13 protein-coding genes are annotated in these 16,615 nt (G+C 42.2%); 5 read left to right on the top strand and 8 right to left on the bottom strand.

The window, feature by feature from the left end:
• Nucleotides 1-11 precede the first annotated feature (11 nt).
• A complete protein-coding gene (locus ACP7BU_RS00065) occupies nt 12-1,532 on the bottom strand; it encodes a 3-hydroxyacyl-CoA dehydrogenase (RefSeq protein ID WP_425878415.1) in 1,521 nt (506 codons plus the stop codon).
• A gap of 2 nt (nt 1,533-1,534) precedes the next feature.
• A complete protein-coding gene (locus ACP7BU_RS00060; protein WP_425878417.1) occupies nt 1,535-2,308 on the bottom strand; it encodes an enoyl-CoA hydratase in 774 nt (257 codons plus the stop codon).
• A gap of 455 nt (nt 2,309-2,763) precedes the next feature.
• On the opposite strand from ACP7BU_RS00060, the gene ACP7BU_RS00055 reads away from it, so the two are divergent.
• The 3 genes from ACP7BU_RS00055 to ACP7BU_RS00045 all read left to right on the top strand — a co-directional run bounded on the left by ACP7BU_RS00055 (nt 2,764) and on the right by ACP7BU_RS00045 (nt 6,662).
• Complete coding sequence (locus tag ACP7BU_RS00055; protein WP_425878419.1) at nt 2,764-4,062, top strand: MFS transporter; 1,299 nt, start codon at nt 2,764-2,766, stop codon at nt 4,060-4,062.
• Between the two features lie 117 nt (nt 4,063-4,179).
• Complete coding sequence (locus ACP7BU_RS00050; RefSeq protein ID WP_191112371.1) at nt 4,180-5,445, top strand: DcaP family trimeric outer membrane transporter; 1,266 nt, start codon at nt 4,180-4,182, stop codon at nt 5,443-5,445.
• A 17-nt stretch (nt 5,446-5,462) separates the two neighbouring features.
• Nucleotides 5,463-6,662 carry an MFS transporter gene (locus ACP7BU_RS00045; RefSeq protein ID WP_425878421.1) on the top strand — a complete coding sequence of 400 codons (1,200 nt, stop codon included), beginning with the start codon at nt 5,463-5,465 and terminating at the stop codon, nt 6,660-6,662.
• A gap of 175 nt (nt 6,663-6,837) precedes the next feature.
• On the opposite strand, the gene ACP7BU_RS00040 is transcribed toward ACP7BU_RS00045, so the two are convergent.
• The 6 genes from ACP7BU_RS00040 to ACP7BU_RS00015 form a co-directional block, all read right to left on the bottom strand.
• Entirely contained in the window at nt 6,838-9,417 is a 2,580-nt protein-coding gene (locus ACP7BU_RS00040; RefSeq protein WP_425878422.1) for a bifunctional diguanylate cyclase/phosphodiesterase, read from the bottom strand.
• Between the two features lie 206 nt (nt 9,418-9,623).
• Nucleotides 9,624-10,283, bottom strand: coding sequence for a 3-oxoacid CoA-transferase subunit B (locus ACP7BU_RS00035; RefSeq protein WP_005100324.1), 660 nt, complete (start codon nt 10,281-10,283; stop codon nt 9,624-9,626).
• Nucleotides 10,283-10,954: a 3-oxoacid CoA-transferase subunit A gene (locus ACP7BU_RS00030; RefSeq protein WP_005100322.1), complete on the bottom strand. Its 672-nt coding sequence runs from the start codon at nt 10,952-10,954 to the stop codon at nt 10,283-10,285. Before ACP7BU_RS00030 ends, ACP7BU_RS00035 begins: the two co-directional genes overlap by 1 nt.
• A gap of 40 nt (nt 10,955-10,994) precedes the next feature.
• A complete protein-coding gene (locus ACP7BU_RS00025; protein WP_425878425.1) occupies nt 10,995-12,275 on the bottom strand; it encodes an MFS transporter in 1,281 nt (426 codons plus the stop codon).
• A 254-nt stretch (nt 12,276-12,529) separates the two neighbouring features.
• Nucleotides 12,530-13,729 (bottom strand): acyl-CoA dehydrogenase, encoded by a 1,200-nt coding sequence (locus ACP7BU_RS00020; RefSeq protein WP_425878427.1) that lies wholly within the window; start codon nt 13,727-13,729, stop codon nt 12,530-12,532.
• Nucleotides 13,730-13,760: 31 nt separating this feature from the next.
• Nucleotides 13,761-14,915 (bottom strand): acyl-CoA dehydrogenase family protein, encoded by a 1,155-nt coding sequence (locus tag ACP7BU_RS00015; protein WP_425878429.1) that lies wholly within the window; start codon nt 14,913-14,915, stop codon nt 13,761-13,763.
• A gap of 503 nt (nt 14,916-15,418) precedes the next feature.
• On the opposite strand from ACP7BU_RS00015, the gene ACP7BU_RS00010 reads away from it, so the two are divergent.
• Nucleotides 15,419-16,255: an IclR family transcriptional regulator gene (locus tag ACP7BU_RS00010; protein WP_004280319.1), complete on the top strand. Its 837-nt coding sequence runs from the start codon at nt 15,419-15,421 to the stop codon at nt 16,253-16,255.
• Between the two features lie 223 nt (nt 16,256-16,478).
• Nucleotides 16,479-16,615: FAD-dependent oxidoreductase (locus ACP7BU_RS00005; protein WP_425980803.1), on the top strand; the 137-nt coding region annotated here is incomplete at its 3' end.

The following is a 16,615-nucleotide window of genomic DNA, read 5'->3' as shown; positions in this document are numbered from 1 at the left end:
TAACTTTTTAATTAATGTGTTGTATGAACAAGTGGTAGACCAAGCTGAACACGGCGACGCAACCAAGGACTTGGACGGTAACGCTGGTCACGGGTAATCGCAGTCATGCGATCCAGAATTTTCAGGATTTTTTCAGCTCCCAGCACATCCCCCCATTCAATTGGCCCATATGGATAGCCAAGGCCTAATTTTACTGCGATATTGATATCTTCTACCGTTGCAACGCCTTGCTGGGCAATATCACAGCCGAGATTCACAATCATTGCCAAAGCACGTTGAGCCACAAAGCCTACGCTTTCCTGAATTACGCTGGCGGTCACACCATCCAGATTGAAAATCGATTGGGCTGCTTTTACCAGCTCAGGTTGGGTGATAAAAGTTGGCATCAAGGTACGGTGTTTGTTTAGACTATATAGCAGATCGATACACACCACTTGCTGAGGTGCCACCTGATAGCGGACTGCGGCTGAAGTTGCATCTTCACCATAAGTCGCAATCAGAATTAAAGCATCTGCTGAAGGTGCGTCAGTTTGCTCGATCTGGATGTTGAACTGCTGCAGATATTGCTCAAGCGCCTGAAGGTCTTCGCTATATTCTGTGCCTAGCCAAACCGATGGATATTGATCCAGCTTTTCAACCAGTGTTGGAGCTACATCACCTACTTTGCTCCCTGAGGTATAAGCGTAAAAACCTTTACCAGTTTTACGGCCTAGCTGTTTAGCAATAAAACGCTGGCGGGTAATCACGCTTGGGCGGTAACGCGCTTCTTCATAATATTGATGATAAATCGATTCACTCACCGGATGCGAGACATCCATACCGGTCAGATCACCTAATTCAAACGGCCCCATTTTGAAACCGATTCCGTCACGGTAGATCCTGTCAATATCATAAAATGGTGTGACATTTTCATTCAAAATTGCATAGGCTTCGCTACCAAAGGCACGGCCGGCATGGTTAATGATAAATCCTGGAGTATCTTTAGCTTTGACCGGACGATGACCCATTTTTGTAGAGAGCTGGGTTAATGCTTCAATAATATCAGCGCGGGTATTGAAGCCTTCAATCACTTCGACCACTTTCATCAGTGGTACCGGATTAAAGAAATGATAACCGGCCACACGTTCTGGCTGCTTACAGTTGGCAGCGATTGCACTGATCGACAATGAAGAGGTATTAGATGCCAGAATCGCTTCTGGTTTTATCATTCCTTCCAGTTGCTGCATCAGTTTTTGCTTGATTTCCAGATTTTCAATAATCGCTTCAACAATCAAGTCACAATCTTTCAGGTCTTCTAGCTGCTGCGCAGTCGACAGATGAGCAATATCTTCAGCGGCTTTTTCATGGCTGAATTTACCTTTATCTGCTAAGGTATTTAATGTTTTGGCCAGTTTATCCTGTGCCTGTTCGGCTGCCCCTTCTTTGGCATCAAACAGTACCACATCATGACCAGACTGAATCGCGATCTGGGCAATACCTGCACCCATCGTGCCTACACCAATAATGCCGATTTTCTGAATCTGAATACTCATGCTTATCGTCCCTGATAATTCGGTTTACGTTTTTCAATAAAGGCCTGCATGCCTTCTTTTTGATCTTCGGATGAGAACAGCATCTGGAAAGACTTACGTTCCAGGGTAAGTCCGGCATTAAGCGGCACATCTTCAGCCAGTAAAGCCACTTCCTTGATTTGCTCTAGAGCAATTGGCGGCATTTTTGCCAGCCCTTCTGCCATCTTGATGGCAGTTGCAAGGGTTTCACTGTCTTCAGTCACTTGGGACACCAGGCCAATTTGATAGGCTTCCGGTGCAGGCACCAGACAACCGGTCATGATCATGCGCATGGCATGAAATTTGCCCACTGCACGGAATAAACGCTGGGTACCACCGGCACCCGGCATGACACCCACTTTCACTTCAGGCTGACCAAACTGGGCGCTTTTCCCGGCAATAATAATGTCTGCATGCATGGCCAGTTCACAGCCACCACCGAGCGCATAACCATTAACTGCTGCAATTACCGGTTTTGAGCACTGTGCTATTGCCTGCCAGTAACGTTCAGTGCGACGCTGCATCATTTGAATGGTTTCAGCATTGGCCAGTTCTTTTAGATCAGCTCCTGCTGCGAAATCTGTTTCACCACCGGTAAGAATAATGGCACGAATATTTTCTTCGTCATTCAATTGTAGAAAAGCCTCTGCAAGTTTCTGACGCACTTCTGTATTCAATGCATTTTTTGCTTCTGGTCGATGAATTTTAACCATCGCTACATGAGTTGAGATTTGTTCTATTTGAACGACCTGTTCCATTAAAAAACTCCATTTATTTTGTATAGCGAAATTTTATTTTATATAAAACTACGGTTTCTCAAGCTATAAATCAAGGATTTTTAACTCCATAATTCAAAAAAGTTATTTTTTACTAAAAATAGAGTAAAAACTCTTGTTCAATTGATCATTTTATGATTAATTAATTTCGTAATACGGAATTAAGTATTTTAAATGCAATCTGATTATTCATTTCAATGAATAATCGCCATAAGGCAGAACTTAAAATTAATTTACGAAATCAAATTTTCCAGTAATGAGATGATTTTGATTTAGCGTAAAGCGTGAAAAATCGAATGTAGCCTGATAAAAAATGCAGCGGCTATTGTGTGCAGAGCAAGTCTGTTAAATCAGGAAAACTATGTTTCCGTGAGGAAGAAAAATGGATTTAGCGGTAGCAGAGGAAATGCTACTTTTAATATATAGAGGATATAAGAATGACAAGCGATACCATCGTAACAGGAGACAATAAAACCGATGTCTCCTCCACGGATACCATTAAACAGGCGCCAAAACGTCTATGGATGACGGCTTTTGTCTTTGCTTTTCTGATTTTGCTCTGTGACGGTGCAGATATCGGGATTCTGGCTTTCAGTCTGACCAGTCTGAAAGCTGAATGGGGACTAACTTCTGTACAGGCCGGTGCCTTGGGAAGTTATTCTCTTTTAGGAATGGGGATAGGAGGTTTTATTGGTGGATGGGCATGCGACAAATTTGGACGTGTCCGCGTCATTGTACTGGCCACCATCGCCTTCTCGATCTTGTCGGCCTACTCAGGTTTTGCTCAGTCTTATACTGAATTTGCAATTTTACGTACTCTTTCTTGCTTGGGTTTAGGCTGTTTATATATTGCCTGTAATACCTTGATGTCTGAATATGTGCCAACCAAATACCGTACCACAGTGCTGGCAACATTGATGACCGGTTTTACTCTGGGTTCTCTGGTGATTACCATGCTTTCAGGCTGGATTATTCCTGAGTTCGGCTGGCGTATGCTGTACTGGATTACCATTGCACCTTTAGCACTCGGTATCCTCATGCACTTTATGGTGCCTGAACCAGAATCGTGGAAACGTGTTCGGGAAATGAAAAGAACTGGTCAGATTGTGGATAACGATACCAAAAAAGGTAATCCATACATCACCATTCTTAAAGATAAAACCCATGGCAAGATGTTTATCTTGTGGTCTTTCAGCTCCGGTTTCCTGTTATTTGGTTACTTCGGTGTAAGTAACTGGTTGCCAAGTTATCTTGAAGCTGAATTAGGCATTAAGTTTAAAGAAATGGCACTGTATATGGTGGGTACCTTCATCACCATGATTTTTGCCAAAATCATTGCAGGTTATGTTGCTGATAAAATTGGTCGCCGTATTGTGTTTGCTTTCGGCACCATGGGAACAGCGCTATTTATCCCTGTCGTGGTGTATATGCATAATGCCGATAACATTGGCGTACTGATGCTAATCTTCGGCTTCCTGTACGGTATTCCATATGCCATCAATGCAACCTATCTAACCGAAAGTTTCCCGACTGGTGTTCGTGGTACAGCGGTGGGCGGTGCATTCAATATTGGTCGTATCGGTGCAATCTTCGCGCCAATTACGATTGGTTATCTTGCGATGCATGGTTCGATCGGTACAGGTCTGTTGGTAATGGGTGCAGCATATTTCCTATGCGGTTTGATTCCTGCCCTGTTTATTAAAGACCGTTTATACGATCCGCAAAAAGCAGAATAAACCCTACTTCGGAAGGCAGGTCAAATCGCTGCCTTCCTCACTTCAAATATTTACAACACGTCAGTATAGAAAGGTCTCCTTTCATTCAGGATTAAAAATTTCTTTAGGGATTAAGAAATGAAAAAATTAGTTTTAGCGACATTATGTGGTATTGCTTCAGCACAGGCATTTTCAGCAGAAGCTTCTGAAGACCGTATGCAATTTCTTGAGTCACAGTTAAAGCAAATCCAGGCAGAACTAGAACAACAAAAAGCCGCGCAACTTGCATTAAAGAACCAGCAGGAACAAGCCAAAGCGCAAGACTCTAAAACGCTGAGTTCAATGGTAGATAATGTCGATGTTTATGGCTTGATCCGCTTTGATGGTGCAGTCGATTTCAAAAGTACTACTGAAGCCCGTGGCCGTACCATTAACCAGATTAATAAAGTACCTTTTACTGAACCGGATTCTGTACGTTCCGATTTTACTGCGGCTGCCAGCCGGATTGGTTTCCTGGCCAAAGATCTAGGAGGCAATCCGAATGTTTCTGCTCGTTTAGAAGCCGACTTCTGGACCAACAATGGTAAAGGCGATGGTGGATTACGTATCCGTCATGCACACTTAAAATACTATAACTGGACGTTTGGTCAGGCCTGGTCATTGATGTCAACACCAGAGATTAGCACTGAAGCTGTCGATTACAGCTTGTTCCTGGGTGGATCAGTCCTACGTACGCCTCAGGTGAGCTATGCTTTCAAACTTGATCCAGAAAATACCTGGAATGTCGGTCTGGAATATATGGCCGGTGGCGATCGTTCTTCTGCTTTGCCTGCATTAACCACTAAATATGTTCATCAATCAGGCCCTCTTCATTTATTAGCTCAAGGCTTTGTCAATCAAAAGCAGGCGCAAACAGATACAGGTGATATTGAAAAAGTCGGTTGGGGTGTAGGTCTTGGTGGACGTTACCGTTTTGATGATCAAAACTCGATCCAGGGGAACTATTTCCATATGGTCGGAGATCAGCGTATTGCCGCTTTCTTGACTCAAGGATCAACAACTGATGGCGCTGCCTGGGGTGGAGATTATTCGGTTGATACAGCCAATAATGAACTTTTACTGAATGAGTTTAACAGTTTAAATATCGGATTTACGCATAAATTTACGCCGAAACTACGGAGTAGTATTAATGCCAGCGTTGTTGATTTTGATGATTCCAGCGACTATGCACGCGCGAATCCTGAAACCAATAAACGTTTAACGGACTATGTGGCCAACGTGATCTACTCTCCTGTTCCAAAGATTAATCTCGGTGCAGAATATCATCATGGTAAGCGTGAAACCTTTGACAACAAGGAAGCAGATATTTCGCGTATCAACCTCTCTGCCAACTATAGTTTTTAAAGCCTCAGGAGACAAGGATGTCAGCCCAAGGGCAAATTTCACGCCGTTTCATGTTCATGATGGCAATGACCTGCGCACTCTGCGCAGGTTGTAACTATTTTAACCAGCCCTTGATTTATTCTATTGCAGAGGATCTGCAGATCAGTGTAGCTCAGTCTGGCTGGACTGTAGTACTAACCCAAATTGGCTATGCCACCGGGTTATTTTTGTTTGTCCCCTTGGGGGATTTGTTCGAAAAACGGCTGTATATCTGTATTTTAATGTTCTGTACCGGACTGGCGCTTATTGGGCTTTCAGCCAGTACCAATCTGCATATGTTATATGGCTTTACTCTGCTCGCCTCTTTTTGTTCGATCACCACCCAGATTCTGATTCCTTTTGCCGCCAGCCTGTCGCAACGTGATAAAAGTGCCGAAGTCGTTGGCCTGCTCATGAGTGGTGTTCTGGTTGGTATTCTATTTGCCCGTACCGTGGCCGGACTGATTTCTACTTTATGGTCCTGGCATGCAGTATACCTATTTAGTGGTTGTGCAATTCTTCTGCTAAGTCTGGCCATGTGGTTCCAGTTGCCGAGCGCCAAGAGCCAGTTGCAGATGAATATATTGCAAATTTATCGCTCACTATTTACCTTTGCCCGAACAGAACCCATGCTGATCCGGCGGAGTATGATCGGAGGTTTGGGCTTTGGCATGCTGAGTATTATCTTTACTACCATGACTTTTATTCTGGCTGAAGCACCTTATCATTTTAACGATTTCCAGATTGGCCTCATGGGCATTGTGGGAGTGGTCGGCATCTGTTCCTCTCAGTGGACCGGTAAAATGATTGGCAGGCATCGGGAAAAATGGATTGCGCACCTAGCCACATGTGGACTGATTCTGGCCTGGATTCCCTTATTCTTTGCCCAAAATTATTTATGGATTTATATCCTGGGCTTGATTCTGGCTTATTTCGGAATTTCCTGTTTGCATGTCCTGAACCAGAATCTGGTCTATCGAATTTCAATGCAGGCTCGCTCGCGGATTAATGCCATCTATATGACCTGTTATTTTTCAGGTGCTGGTCTGGGAGCATTTTTATCGCTGCATTTATGGAAAAGCTATGGCTGGTCTGCCTGTGTCATTTTAGGTTTTATTTTTGCCGTGTTGATCTTTGTGATTAACTATTATGATTTAAACCAAGAAAGAAATTTAGCCAATATTCAGCCTGAGCCTTAGATACTGTTAAAAACCTTTGGGGGTTAAAAAGCTTATTTTTTTATCCCGCTTTCTGTACCAAGTGCAAATTCTAAAGATGATACGCTCATAAAATAGGAAAATTCTTTAGACCTGTTTATCATTGTCTTTCTATCTGAAAAGCGGTTGAAAATATTGATATCTTAACTTTTTAGAGTTAATTCAATTTACTATTTTCCATTGCGAGATAAACAGGCTTCAATTCAGTTAAAGGCGCAGGTTTTGCATAAAAGAAGCCTTGTAGCAGATCACAACCCTGTTGATAGAGCAAACTGGCCTGACTTAAAGTTTCGACCCCTTCCGCGACAACTTCCAAATCCAGCTGATGTGCCAAGTGAATAATCGATTGCACAATTGCAGCATCCTGACCATCGAGGGTCAGTTCTTCAATAAAACTACGGTCTAACTTGATTTGATTAATCGGCAAGCGACGCAGATAACTGAGACTCGAATAACCTGTACCAAAATCATCAATGGCAACCTGTACACCTAAAGCACGTACTGCTTTCAAAATTTCTATCGTTCGATCTGCACCATTAATGATGACACCTTCCGTAATTTCAATTTTAAGTAATTCCGGCGGTAATTGACTGAGTTCAAGCGCATGTTCAAGTACCTGCAAAAAGCCTGCTCTACGGAATTGCAAAGGAGAAATATTCACCGATACTGTGATCTGGCTATTGTGCGTCTTGTTCCACTCCGCAATATCTAAACAGGCCTTTTCCAATACCCATTGACCTACGCTAATAATTTGCCCGGTTCTTTCTGCAAGTGGAATAAAAATCGCTGGGGAAATATAACCCTGCTGTGGATGGCACCAACGGATTAAAGCTTCTACACCTGTTACCAGTCCAGTTTCAGGATGAATCAACGGCTGATAGAACAGGTCAAAATTTTCCTGATTGATCGCTTCCATGAGTTCCAGACGCAGATTAGTATAGTCTATTTCTGCGACAGGCTGCATTCTGGTTTTTTCATACCACTGCCACATATTACGACCTTGTCTTTTGGCTTCCTGCATCGCCAAAACAGACTGATAAATCAATTCAGAAGAATGATGAATCGAACTGTCATCTGCCACGATACCAATACTGGCACTTAAATGTATTTTGTACTGATCGACGATAAACAGCATGGAAAGAAGATCAAGAATTTCTCCAGCAATCACCTCGACTTCAGTGTGCTCATCTGTCCCTGAGAGCAGCAAAATGAATTCATCTTCAGCGAAGCGGCATAGCACATTATTGCCTTGAACAAATTTTTGCAGCCGCTCGCCCACACTTTTGAGAATCTGGTCACCCACCAGATGACCTAAGCTGTCATTTATATTTTTAAAATCATCCAGATCTAAATACAGCAAGACTAAAGGTTGTGAGCTCTCGTGCTGTGCTTCAAAAATATTTTCCAGAATCTGTTTGAATGCATGCTGGTTCGGTAAACCGGTTAAATGATCATGAGTATGCTGATGCTGAATATATTCTTCGTGAATACGTTGCTGAGTAATATCTTCCTGAATCCCCAAAAAATGGGTGCAGGTTCCTGTCTGGTCAAAAATAGGACCTAGGGTTAAACGATTCCAGAACCAGCTGCCATCTTTACAGTAACTTTTTATAGTTACCTGAATTTCTTTTTGTTCTTTAACTGCTTGCTTGAGTAATGCAATCTGATCCGGATCAGTATCTGGACCCTGTAAGAAAAAGCAGCTTTGCCCTAGTACTTCTGCTGCCGTATAACCGGTGAGCTTTAGAAAAGCTGGATTCACATACACCATTAGCCTTTCTTCAGAGACATCGGTAATAAAAAGACTATTCGGACTAGCCTCTACCCCACGTTTTAATAATCGTAGAGACTCCTTGTTTTCACGCGATACAGTAATATCTCGGGCAATGCCAATAATACCGGTGACTTTCTGATTTTGAATAATCGGTAAATTGGTCAGATCCAGCCATAAGATATCGCCTGCAACATTATAAATTGGAAGTTCATAATGTTGAGATTTACCTTGCGCTGCTTCTGAAAATGAAACATTCGCAAGTTCATGGAATTCGGGCGGTATGAAGGCACAATAGTGCTGACCATGAATTTGCGCTTTAGAAAAACCTGTAATTTCTTCGCAAGCAATATTGGTATTAAGCACATGTCCCTGCAGGTCAAGTTCAAAAATAATATCTGGATGATAGGTATAAAATGAGCTGTATTTTTCATTAAGCTCATGTCTTTTTTGACGTTCCTGATCAAGCTCGATTGCGAGGGCAACTAATTTTGCCGCTTGCTGTAAAAGCTGAATATGAGGTTCAGTCGGTATTTTGGGTGTTCGATAATAGGTGGCAAACGTTCCGTATAGAATATCTGAAGCATTAATAATCGGCATAGACCAGCAGCTAGACAATTTTTCTGCGTTTACCAAAGCACGGTAAGGCTGCCAGTTTGGGTCTTTCATTAAATTCGGACTAATGACCAACTGACGTAAGAAAGCAGCTACGCCACACGATCCTTGATTTGGCCCAATTTTCAAATCTTGAATAGCATTACAGTACTCTTTTGAAAAGTGCTGTTTGCCACTTATAACATTTAAAGTTTGGGTGTCATCCTGATAGAGCATAATGGTGACAAGCGCATCTGGAATGCGCGATTCAAGCCACTGGCTAATGACATCGAGGATAGGCTTAAGTTCAGTATGGCGACCAATCAGATTAAAAATATGAAAAATTTCTTGATCATCACAATTATTATTCATTCAGACTATCACCTTCCTTAGCTTGTTAACATTTTAGACTTATTATTAAAATAATCATTAGCAAAAGTTTGTATTTATATCTTTAAAATACGGAAATATGGTCAATATTACGTGTATTTGATAATAATTCTAAAATTTAAAAATCACAGCCGAAGCTGTGATCTAAAACTATACTTTTACTTAATCAGAATATTGCGGACTTATTTTTAGGCTGCTTGTTGACGACTGTCCACTAATTTACAGCCTGTCTGCTGTTGTAATTCTTCAAAGCTTAAGCCATCCACTATTTCAATAACCTGAGCTTGTCGGTCTTTTAATTCAATCACACACAAATCAGTATAAATACGGTTGACACAATGTTTACCTGTTAGAGGATAAGTCAGTTCTTCAACAATTTTTGCCTCACCGTTTTTGGTCACATGTTCCATGCAAACATAGACACAGCGAGCACCCACTGCCAGATCCATCGCACCGCCTACAGCAGGTACAGCATCAGCATTACCGGTATGCCAGTTCGCCAGATCACCATTAATAGCGACCTGAAAAGCCCCCATGATACAGATATCCAGATGCCCGCCTCGCATGATATCGAAAGAGTCGGCAGAATTCATAAAACTGCCACCTTGCAACATGCTTACGAGTTCTTTACCGGCGTTAATCAGGTCATCATCTGCCTGTTCGGGATCACTCAATGCAGCAAAACCTAAAACGCCATTTTCCGAGTGCAGAATTACTCCTTGTTCAGGTTTTAAATAACCAGCTACGCGTGTCGGCAAACCAATACCCAAATTTACAAAAGAGCCAGTTGGAATGTCTTGTGCAACTTTGGCCACAATCTGTTCACGTGTACGTTTTTGAATATTCATTATTTAATATCTCCAACTTTGACCACATGCTGTACAAAAATCCCTGGCGTTACAATGATCTCTGGATCAAGCTCCCCCAGTTCCACAACTTGATGGACTTGTGCAATGGTGGTTTTTGCTGCTTTGGCCATGATTGGACCAAAATTCCGTGCTGCCTTACGGTAGGTTAAGTTGCCCCAACGGTCTGCCTGATTGGCATACACCAAGGCATAATCTGCATGAATCGGATATTCCAGCACATAATCTTTTCCATTGATATTACGGGTTTCTTTACCCTCAGCTATTTTGGTACCAAAACCGGTTGGAGTAAAAACAGCCCCTAAGCCAGCACCGGCTGCCTGAATACGACAGGCCAGATTACCCTGTGGCACCAGTTCCAGCTCAACTTTTCCGGCTTTATACAGGTCTTCAAATACGGTTGAGTTATTGGCCCGTGGAAATGAACAGATCATTTTTTTAACCAGTCCAGACAACAGCAGATTGGTTAGACCACGATCTCCAGAAGCTGCATTGTTGTTAATAATGGTTAAGTCTCTAGGACCAAAGTCAATTAATGCTTCGATTAATTCTACCGGCTGACCTGCCAGGCCAAAACCACTGGTCATAATGTGTGCACCATCAGGAATTTGCTTAAGTACCGTCTCGATATCCTGCGTGATTTTATTCATCATATTGCTTCCTAGCATGTTCTATCTATATTACGAGTGCAGATTAATCTGCCTTTTGTGGATCAAATAAGCGGTCTTTAATAAAGAAAGCGGGTATCAGGCCGCAAAGAAAATAGGCAATGCCCATAATCAGTAAGCCGGTACCAATTGAGCCTCCTTGAGCAAAATAGCCAATGGTAAGAGGTGCAAACACCGCACCCAGTCGGCCTACGTTATATGCCCCACCCACTGCTGTTCCACGCACTTTGGTGGAGAAGCTTTCTGTCATGTAAGTCGCATTAATACCGTATGGAATACCATAGAGAAAACCGAAAAATAACATCAGCCAGAGGATATTATCCGGCGTATTACCAAAGACAATCACAGGGATAAAAATTGCAGTACCCATAGTGCCGAAAGCAAATACCGCACGACGGCCAATCCGGTCAGCGATAAAACCAGCAATAACTTTGGTACACATCATGATCAGGAAAGTCCCGATCATATATATGGTCATTTCTTTAAACTTGATTCCCAGATCAGTCTCTAAATACGCCGGTAGCCAGTTGCTGACTCCATAATAGCCAAACTGTAAAAATGCGGTACTGAAGGACCAGAGGATAAACATGCGACGGCTAAGTGCATCTTCAAAAATCATTTTAAAAGTATTTTTTGGTTTTTCCTGCAGAATACCACTGGCTTTTGCATCCAGGCGTGCTTTACGCGCATCTAACCAGGCTTTCGGCTCAGGCACCAAGAAGTACATCGCGAAGGCCAGTACAATTGGAATAATGGCAATATAATAGAGGTATCGCCAGCCAAATTCAGGCAATAGCCATCCAGCCAGAACAGTTGCGACCACCGAGCCTAAAGTCCAGCCAGTCATAAGCGTTGCCAATACTGTAGAGCGATATTTGGTGGGTACATACTCTGCCATGAGTGTGTTACAGGCAATATATAGAGCACCTAGTCCAATCGCAGACGTAAAGCGCAGCCATTTGAACTGATCATAACTTTCTACGAATCCTAACCAGAAGGTTAATGAAGAAAATAATGCAATGGCAATGACGATCACACGAACCCGGCCAAAACGGTCACAAGCCCAGCCACCAAAAAAACCGCCGATAGCCATGCCTGCAAGCGTCCAGCTCCCTAAGGCACCGGCCTGCATATTACTTAATGAAAACTCTTGTTTCAGACTGGTCAGACTGTAGGCTAATAACGCAATATCAGCACCATCAACCAATAATGCTAAAAATGAGAAAATAAAGGCCAGAATCCAGACTCTTTGCTTGGGTTCGTTTCCACCTTCCACTGGGTGTTGTTGTGAACTGATCGTATCCATAATGCTCTTTCTACTTTTCGGCACTCCTGTGCCTTTTTAAAACGCATATTTCACTTAATTATTTAGGTGAAATATAGAATATTCGCTGATCATTACCACGCTTTAGCAAGGTGGTATAAAATGATTTTCAAAGTTCTTGATAAATTTTCTCTGCAGAAATCACGTAGCAATACATTGAATGATGTGATTAAGCACAATTCTTAAACCCGTAAAACAATCTAGCCAGCAATGCTGGCTAGAAGTTGATGTCAGGTTTAGTTGCAAAAGGCTGCAATTCCGGTTTGTGCACGACCTAAAATCAGGGCATGTACATCATGGGTACCTTCATAGGTATTTACCACTTCCAGATTAACCAGATGACGGGCTACACCGAATTCATCGCTAATGCCATTTCCACCCATCATGTCACGGGCCAAACGGGCAATATCCAGCGCCTTGCCGCAGTTATTACGCTTAATTAAAGACGTACCTTCAACTGACGCAATGCCCTCATCTTTCATGCGGCCAAAACGTAAAGCCACCTGCAAACCGAGTGCAATTTCAGTTTGCATATCTGCCAGTTTCTTCTGGATCAGCTGATTCGCAGCGAGTGGTCGACCAAACTGTTTACGGTCCATGGTGTATTGATGTGCGGTATGCCAGCAGAACTCTGCAGCTCCCATGGCACCCCAGGCAATCCCGTAACGTGCACTATTCAAGCAGGTAAAAGGCCCTTTTAAACCGCGAACTTCCGGAAATGCATTTTCTTCTGGAACAAAGACGTTATCCATTACAATTTCACCGGTGATTGAGGCACGTAGACCCACCTTGCCGTGAATCGTTGGAGCAGAAAGCCCTTCCCAGCCTTTTTCTAAAATAAAGCCACGAATGTCACCGACATTGCCTTCAGCAGATACCTCTTTGGCCCAAACTACAAATACATCGGCAATCGGGCTGTTGGTAATCCACATTTTTGCGCCTGTTAAACGGTAACCACCCTCGACTTTTTTGGCACGGCTAATCATGCTGCCAGGATCTGATCCATGATCTGGCTCGGTCAAGCCAAAGCAACCAATATATTCACCGGTTGCTAATTTTGGTAAATACTTCTGCTTTTGCTCTTCAGAACCAAATTCATTAATGGGCACCATCACCAGAGAGCTTTGTACGCTGGCCATTGAGCGATAACCTGAATCAACACGTTCAACTTCACGGGCAATCAGACCATAACTGACATAATTTAAACCTGCACCACCGTACTGTTCCGGAATGGTTGGGCCAAGCAAGCCGAGTTCACCCATTTCACGGAAAATAGCGGGATCGGTTTTTTCATGACGGAACTGTTCCAGTACACGCGGCATCAGTTTGTCTTGACAGTACGCTGCCGCCGCATCGCGGATCATGCGTTCTTCTGACGTCAATTGCTGTTCGATTAAAAACGGGTCTTGCCAATCAAATCTAATTTTTGTCGTCATTTTAATATTTCCTTATTTTAAAATTATGAGATTAGGCGGTTGCTTGTTTAATCATTTCACGCGCAATAATAATTTGCTGGATTTGTGTGGTTCCTTCATATAAACGGAACAGACGCACATCACGGTAGAAACGTTCAATTGAATATTCACTGATATAACCCGCTCCACCATGAATCTGCAAACAGCGATCAGCAACTCGACCACACATTTCAGTTGCAAACATTTTGGCACAAGAGGCTTCAGTCGTAACATTTTGGCCAGCATCACGTAGACGCGCAGCATCCAGCACCATACATTTGGCTGCATAAATCTCGGCTTTGGAGTCTGCCAACATACCTTGGATTAGCTGGAAATTCGCAATGGGCTGGCCAAACTGTTTGCGTTCCACTGCATAGTTAAGTGCATCTTCCAGCATACGCTCTGCCATGCCGACGCTATAACCAGCAATGTGCAGACGGCCCTTATCCAGAACGCGCATTGCTGTTTTAAAGCCGATCCCTTCTACACCGCCAATCAGCTGATCTTTATGCACTTTACAGTTATCAAAAATTACATCACAGGTATAGGAACCATGTTGGCCCATTTTCTTGTCAATTTTACCCAGGCTTAAACCAGGTGTACCTGCTTCAACTAGAAATGCTGAAATACCGCTCGCACCTTTAATCTCTTGATTGGTACGTGCCATCACGGTAAATGTCGTGGCACGTGGTGCATTGGTAATGAAGCGTTTAGTTCCTTTTAAAATATAATAATCGCCGTCTTTGACAGCGCTGGTTTTTAAAGCAGCAGCGTCTGAGCCGGAATCTGGTTCAGTCAAACAGAATGACCCGATAATTTCGCCCGTTGCATAACGCGGTAAATATTTCTGTTTTTGCTCTTCTGTACCGTCGATAATGATGCCGCTTGAGCCAATGCCGTTGTTAGTACCAATTAAAGAGCGGAATGCAGCTGATGTATGACCTAACTCCATCGCGACCAGAATTTCTTCTTCCATGGTAATGCCTAAACCACCATATTCTTCTGGAATCGTCAGGCCAAACAAGCCCAGCTCTTTCATCTGTTCCACAATATGTTCAGGAATGGCGTTGTTCTCTTCTACTTCATGCTCAAGAGGCACCAGTTCATTTTTTACAAAATCGCGAATCGTTGACAGAAGTTGGTCTAGCATTTCCGGATCACGAATCATATGAATCTCCATGGATATAATTTAGGTAAATTCCTTTACCCTTATTTTTGTTTCGTATTACGAAATAAATAATCATATAAAATCATTTTGAGCAAGTGAAATTATTAAAAATTTTATATTTTAACTAAAAAATGAAATTTTTCTGGTATTCCAGTTGATTTGTGTTTAATATTTAATTTCACGATACGAAATATTTTGATGAGTGATTATTCTATTTATCAGTTTTTTTGAATAGATAATTAAACCTTTTTTCTTGCTGTAATATTTATCGATCACTGACTCTTTCGGAGAAATCGAAACTTTTTAAATGTATTGGCTACGTGTTAAACCTAAAAAACTAGATGATTTTATATTGTCTTCAAAGTTGGGTAACAGGATTCTTTTCGACCACAAATAATTTCGGCACTTTTTCCTATATTTTATCTTTTGTAGAAGTGTTTTATTTTGTATCGTGAAATTATGTTGCTATCATATTCATTAATTTAACTTTAATTGCCCTGACCATGACAAAAAATAAAACTGGTGAAATTCCCAACTTTGATGAAATCCGTTTAGATCCGATTTCACATATTCATAGAGAAAATAATCCTCAATTTATTGCGTCTATTGCGCGTGGATTGGAAATCTTACGTTGCTTTTCAGCGACCAATCAATTGCTTGGCAATCAGGAAATTGCACAATTAACCAACTTACCCAAGCCAACTGTGGCCCGTATTACCAGCACCCTGGTTTCTTTAGGTTATTTAAAACAACTACCGAATACCACGAAATATCTGTTGGATGTTGGCGTATTGGCTTTGGGTTATGCAGCTTTGAGTAATATTTCTGCGCGGACTCAGGCTTATCCGTTTATGGAAGAAATGTCCCGTTATTCCCAAGCCCCTGTGGCAATGGCTACCCGTGACCGTTTGAGCATGATTTATCTGGAAGTGGTACATACAGAATCGACGCTAACCATGCGCCGCCCTGTCGGTTCGACTTTACCGATTCATAGCAGTGCCATGGGACGGGCCTGTCTGGCAGCGATGGATGTGAAGGAACGCGAATATTTATTTGATGCCATCAAGAAAAGAAACGAAGATCAGTGGCCAACCATCAAGCGTAATCTGGAACGTGCAATCCGTGATTATCAGGATTATGGCTACTGTCTGTCTTTAGGTGACTGGGCTAAGGATGTGAATTCCGTGGCAGTTCCGTTGGTTCACCCCAAACATGGGATATTAACGTTTAACTGTGGTGCCCCAAGTTATCTGTTAAATCAGGAAAAACTGGAAAATGAAATTGGACCGCGTCTGATTCACATGGTGAATAATATTGCAATGAATCTCAATAACATATAAAAAATTAATTATCAGAGCGACATTAAGTCGCTCTTTTATTGAATACCCAATCTACACATCTTCTTCCTTTATCCAGAATTCTCAGCAAACCTTTTTAATGCTGCGAAATAGATAAGATTTAAAAAAGATAAATTCCTATTCCAAATAAAAAGATCAAAAATAAGCTTCATAACCGATTTAGATAATGCTATAAATATCGTATAGCGAAATTGGATTTTATATTATGGAAGATATAACAAGAGAATCGATGGAGTTTGACGTCGTCATCGTAGGCGCAGGCCCTGCGGGTCTTTCTGCTGCGATCAAAATTCGTCAACTTGCAATTGAAAACAACTTAAACGATCTGTCCGTTTGTGTCGT

It is taken from the genome of Acinetobacter sp. 40AMC3-4 (assembly GCF_049898185.1).
In the GTDB taxonomy this organism is placed as follows: Bacteria; Pseudomonadota; Gammaproteobacteria; order Pseudomonadales; family Moraxellaceae; genus Acinetobacter.
Note: the sequence above shows the minus strand (reverse complement) of the source record. Positions and strands in the feature narration are given on the sequence as shown.

Excerpts from the sequence above, each read along its gene's own strand:
- ACP7BU_RS00065 (WP_425878415.1), bottom strand. The coding sequence starts at position 1,532 with ATGAGTATTCAGATTCAGAAAATCGGCATTATTGGTGTAGGCACGATG.
- ACP7BU_RS00060 (WP_425878417.1), bottom strand. The coding sequence starts at position 2,308 with ATGGAACAGGTCGTTCAAATAGAACAAATCTCAACTCATGTAGCGATG.
- ACP7BU_RS00055 (WP_425878419.1), top strand. The coding sequence starts at position 2,764 with ATGACAAGCGATACCATCGTAACAGGAGACAATAAAACCGATGTCTCC.
- ACP7BU_RS00050 (WP_191112371.1), top strand. The coding sequence starts at position 4,180 with ATGAAAAAATTAGTTTTAGCGACATTATGTGGTATTGCTTCAGCACAG.
- ACP7BU_RS00045 (WP_425878421.1), top strand. The coding sequence starts at position 5,463 with ATGTCAGCCCAAGGGCAAATTTCACGCCGTTTCATGTTCATGATGGCA.
- ACP7BU_RS00040 (WP_425878422.1), bottom strand. The coding sequence starts at position 9,417 with ATGAATAATAATTGTGATGATCAAGAAATTTTTCATATTTTTAATCTG.
- ACP7BU_RS00035 (WP_005100324.1), bottom strand. The coding sequence starts at position 10,283 with ATGAATATTCAAAAACGTACACGTGAACAGATTGTGGCCAAAGTTGCA.
- ACP7BU_RS00030 (WP_005100322.1), bottom strand. The coding sequence starts at position 10,954 with ATGATGAATAAAATCACGCAGGATATCGAGACGGTACTTAAGCAAATT.
- ACP7BU_RS00025 (WP_425878425.1), bottom strand. The coding sequence starts at position 12,275 with ATGGATACGATCAGTTCACAACAACACCCAGTGGAAGGTGGAAACGAA.
- ACP7BU_RS00020 (WP_425878427.1), bottom strand. The coding sequence starts at position 13,729 with ATGACGACAAAAATTAGATTTGATTGGCAAGACCCGTTTTTAATCGAA.
- ACP7BU_RS00015 (WP_425878429.1), bottom strand. The coding sequence starts at position 14,915 with ATGATTCGTGATCCGGAAATGCTAGACCAACTTCTGTCAACGATTCGC.
- ACP7BU_RS00010 (WP_004280319.1), top strand. The coding sequence starts at position 15,419 with ATGACAAAAAATAAAACTGGTGAAATTCCCAACTTTGATGAAATCCGT.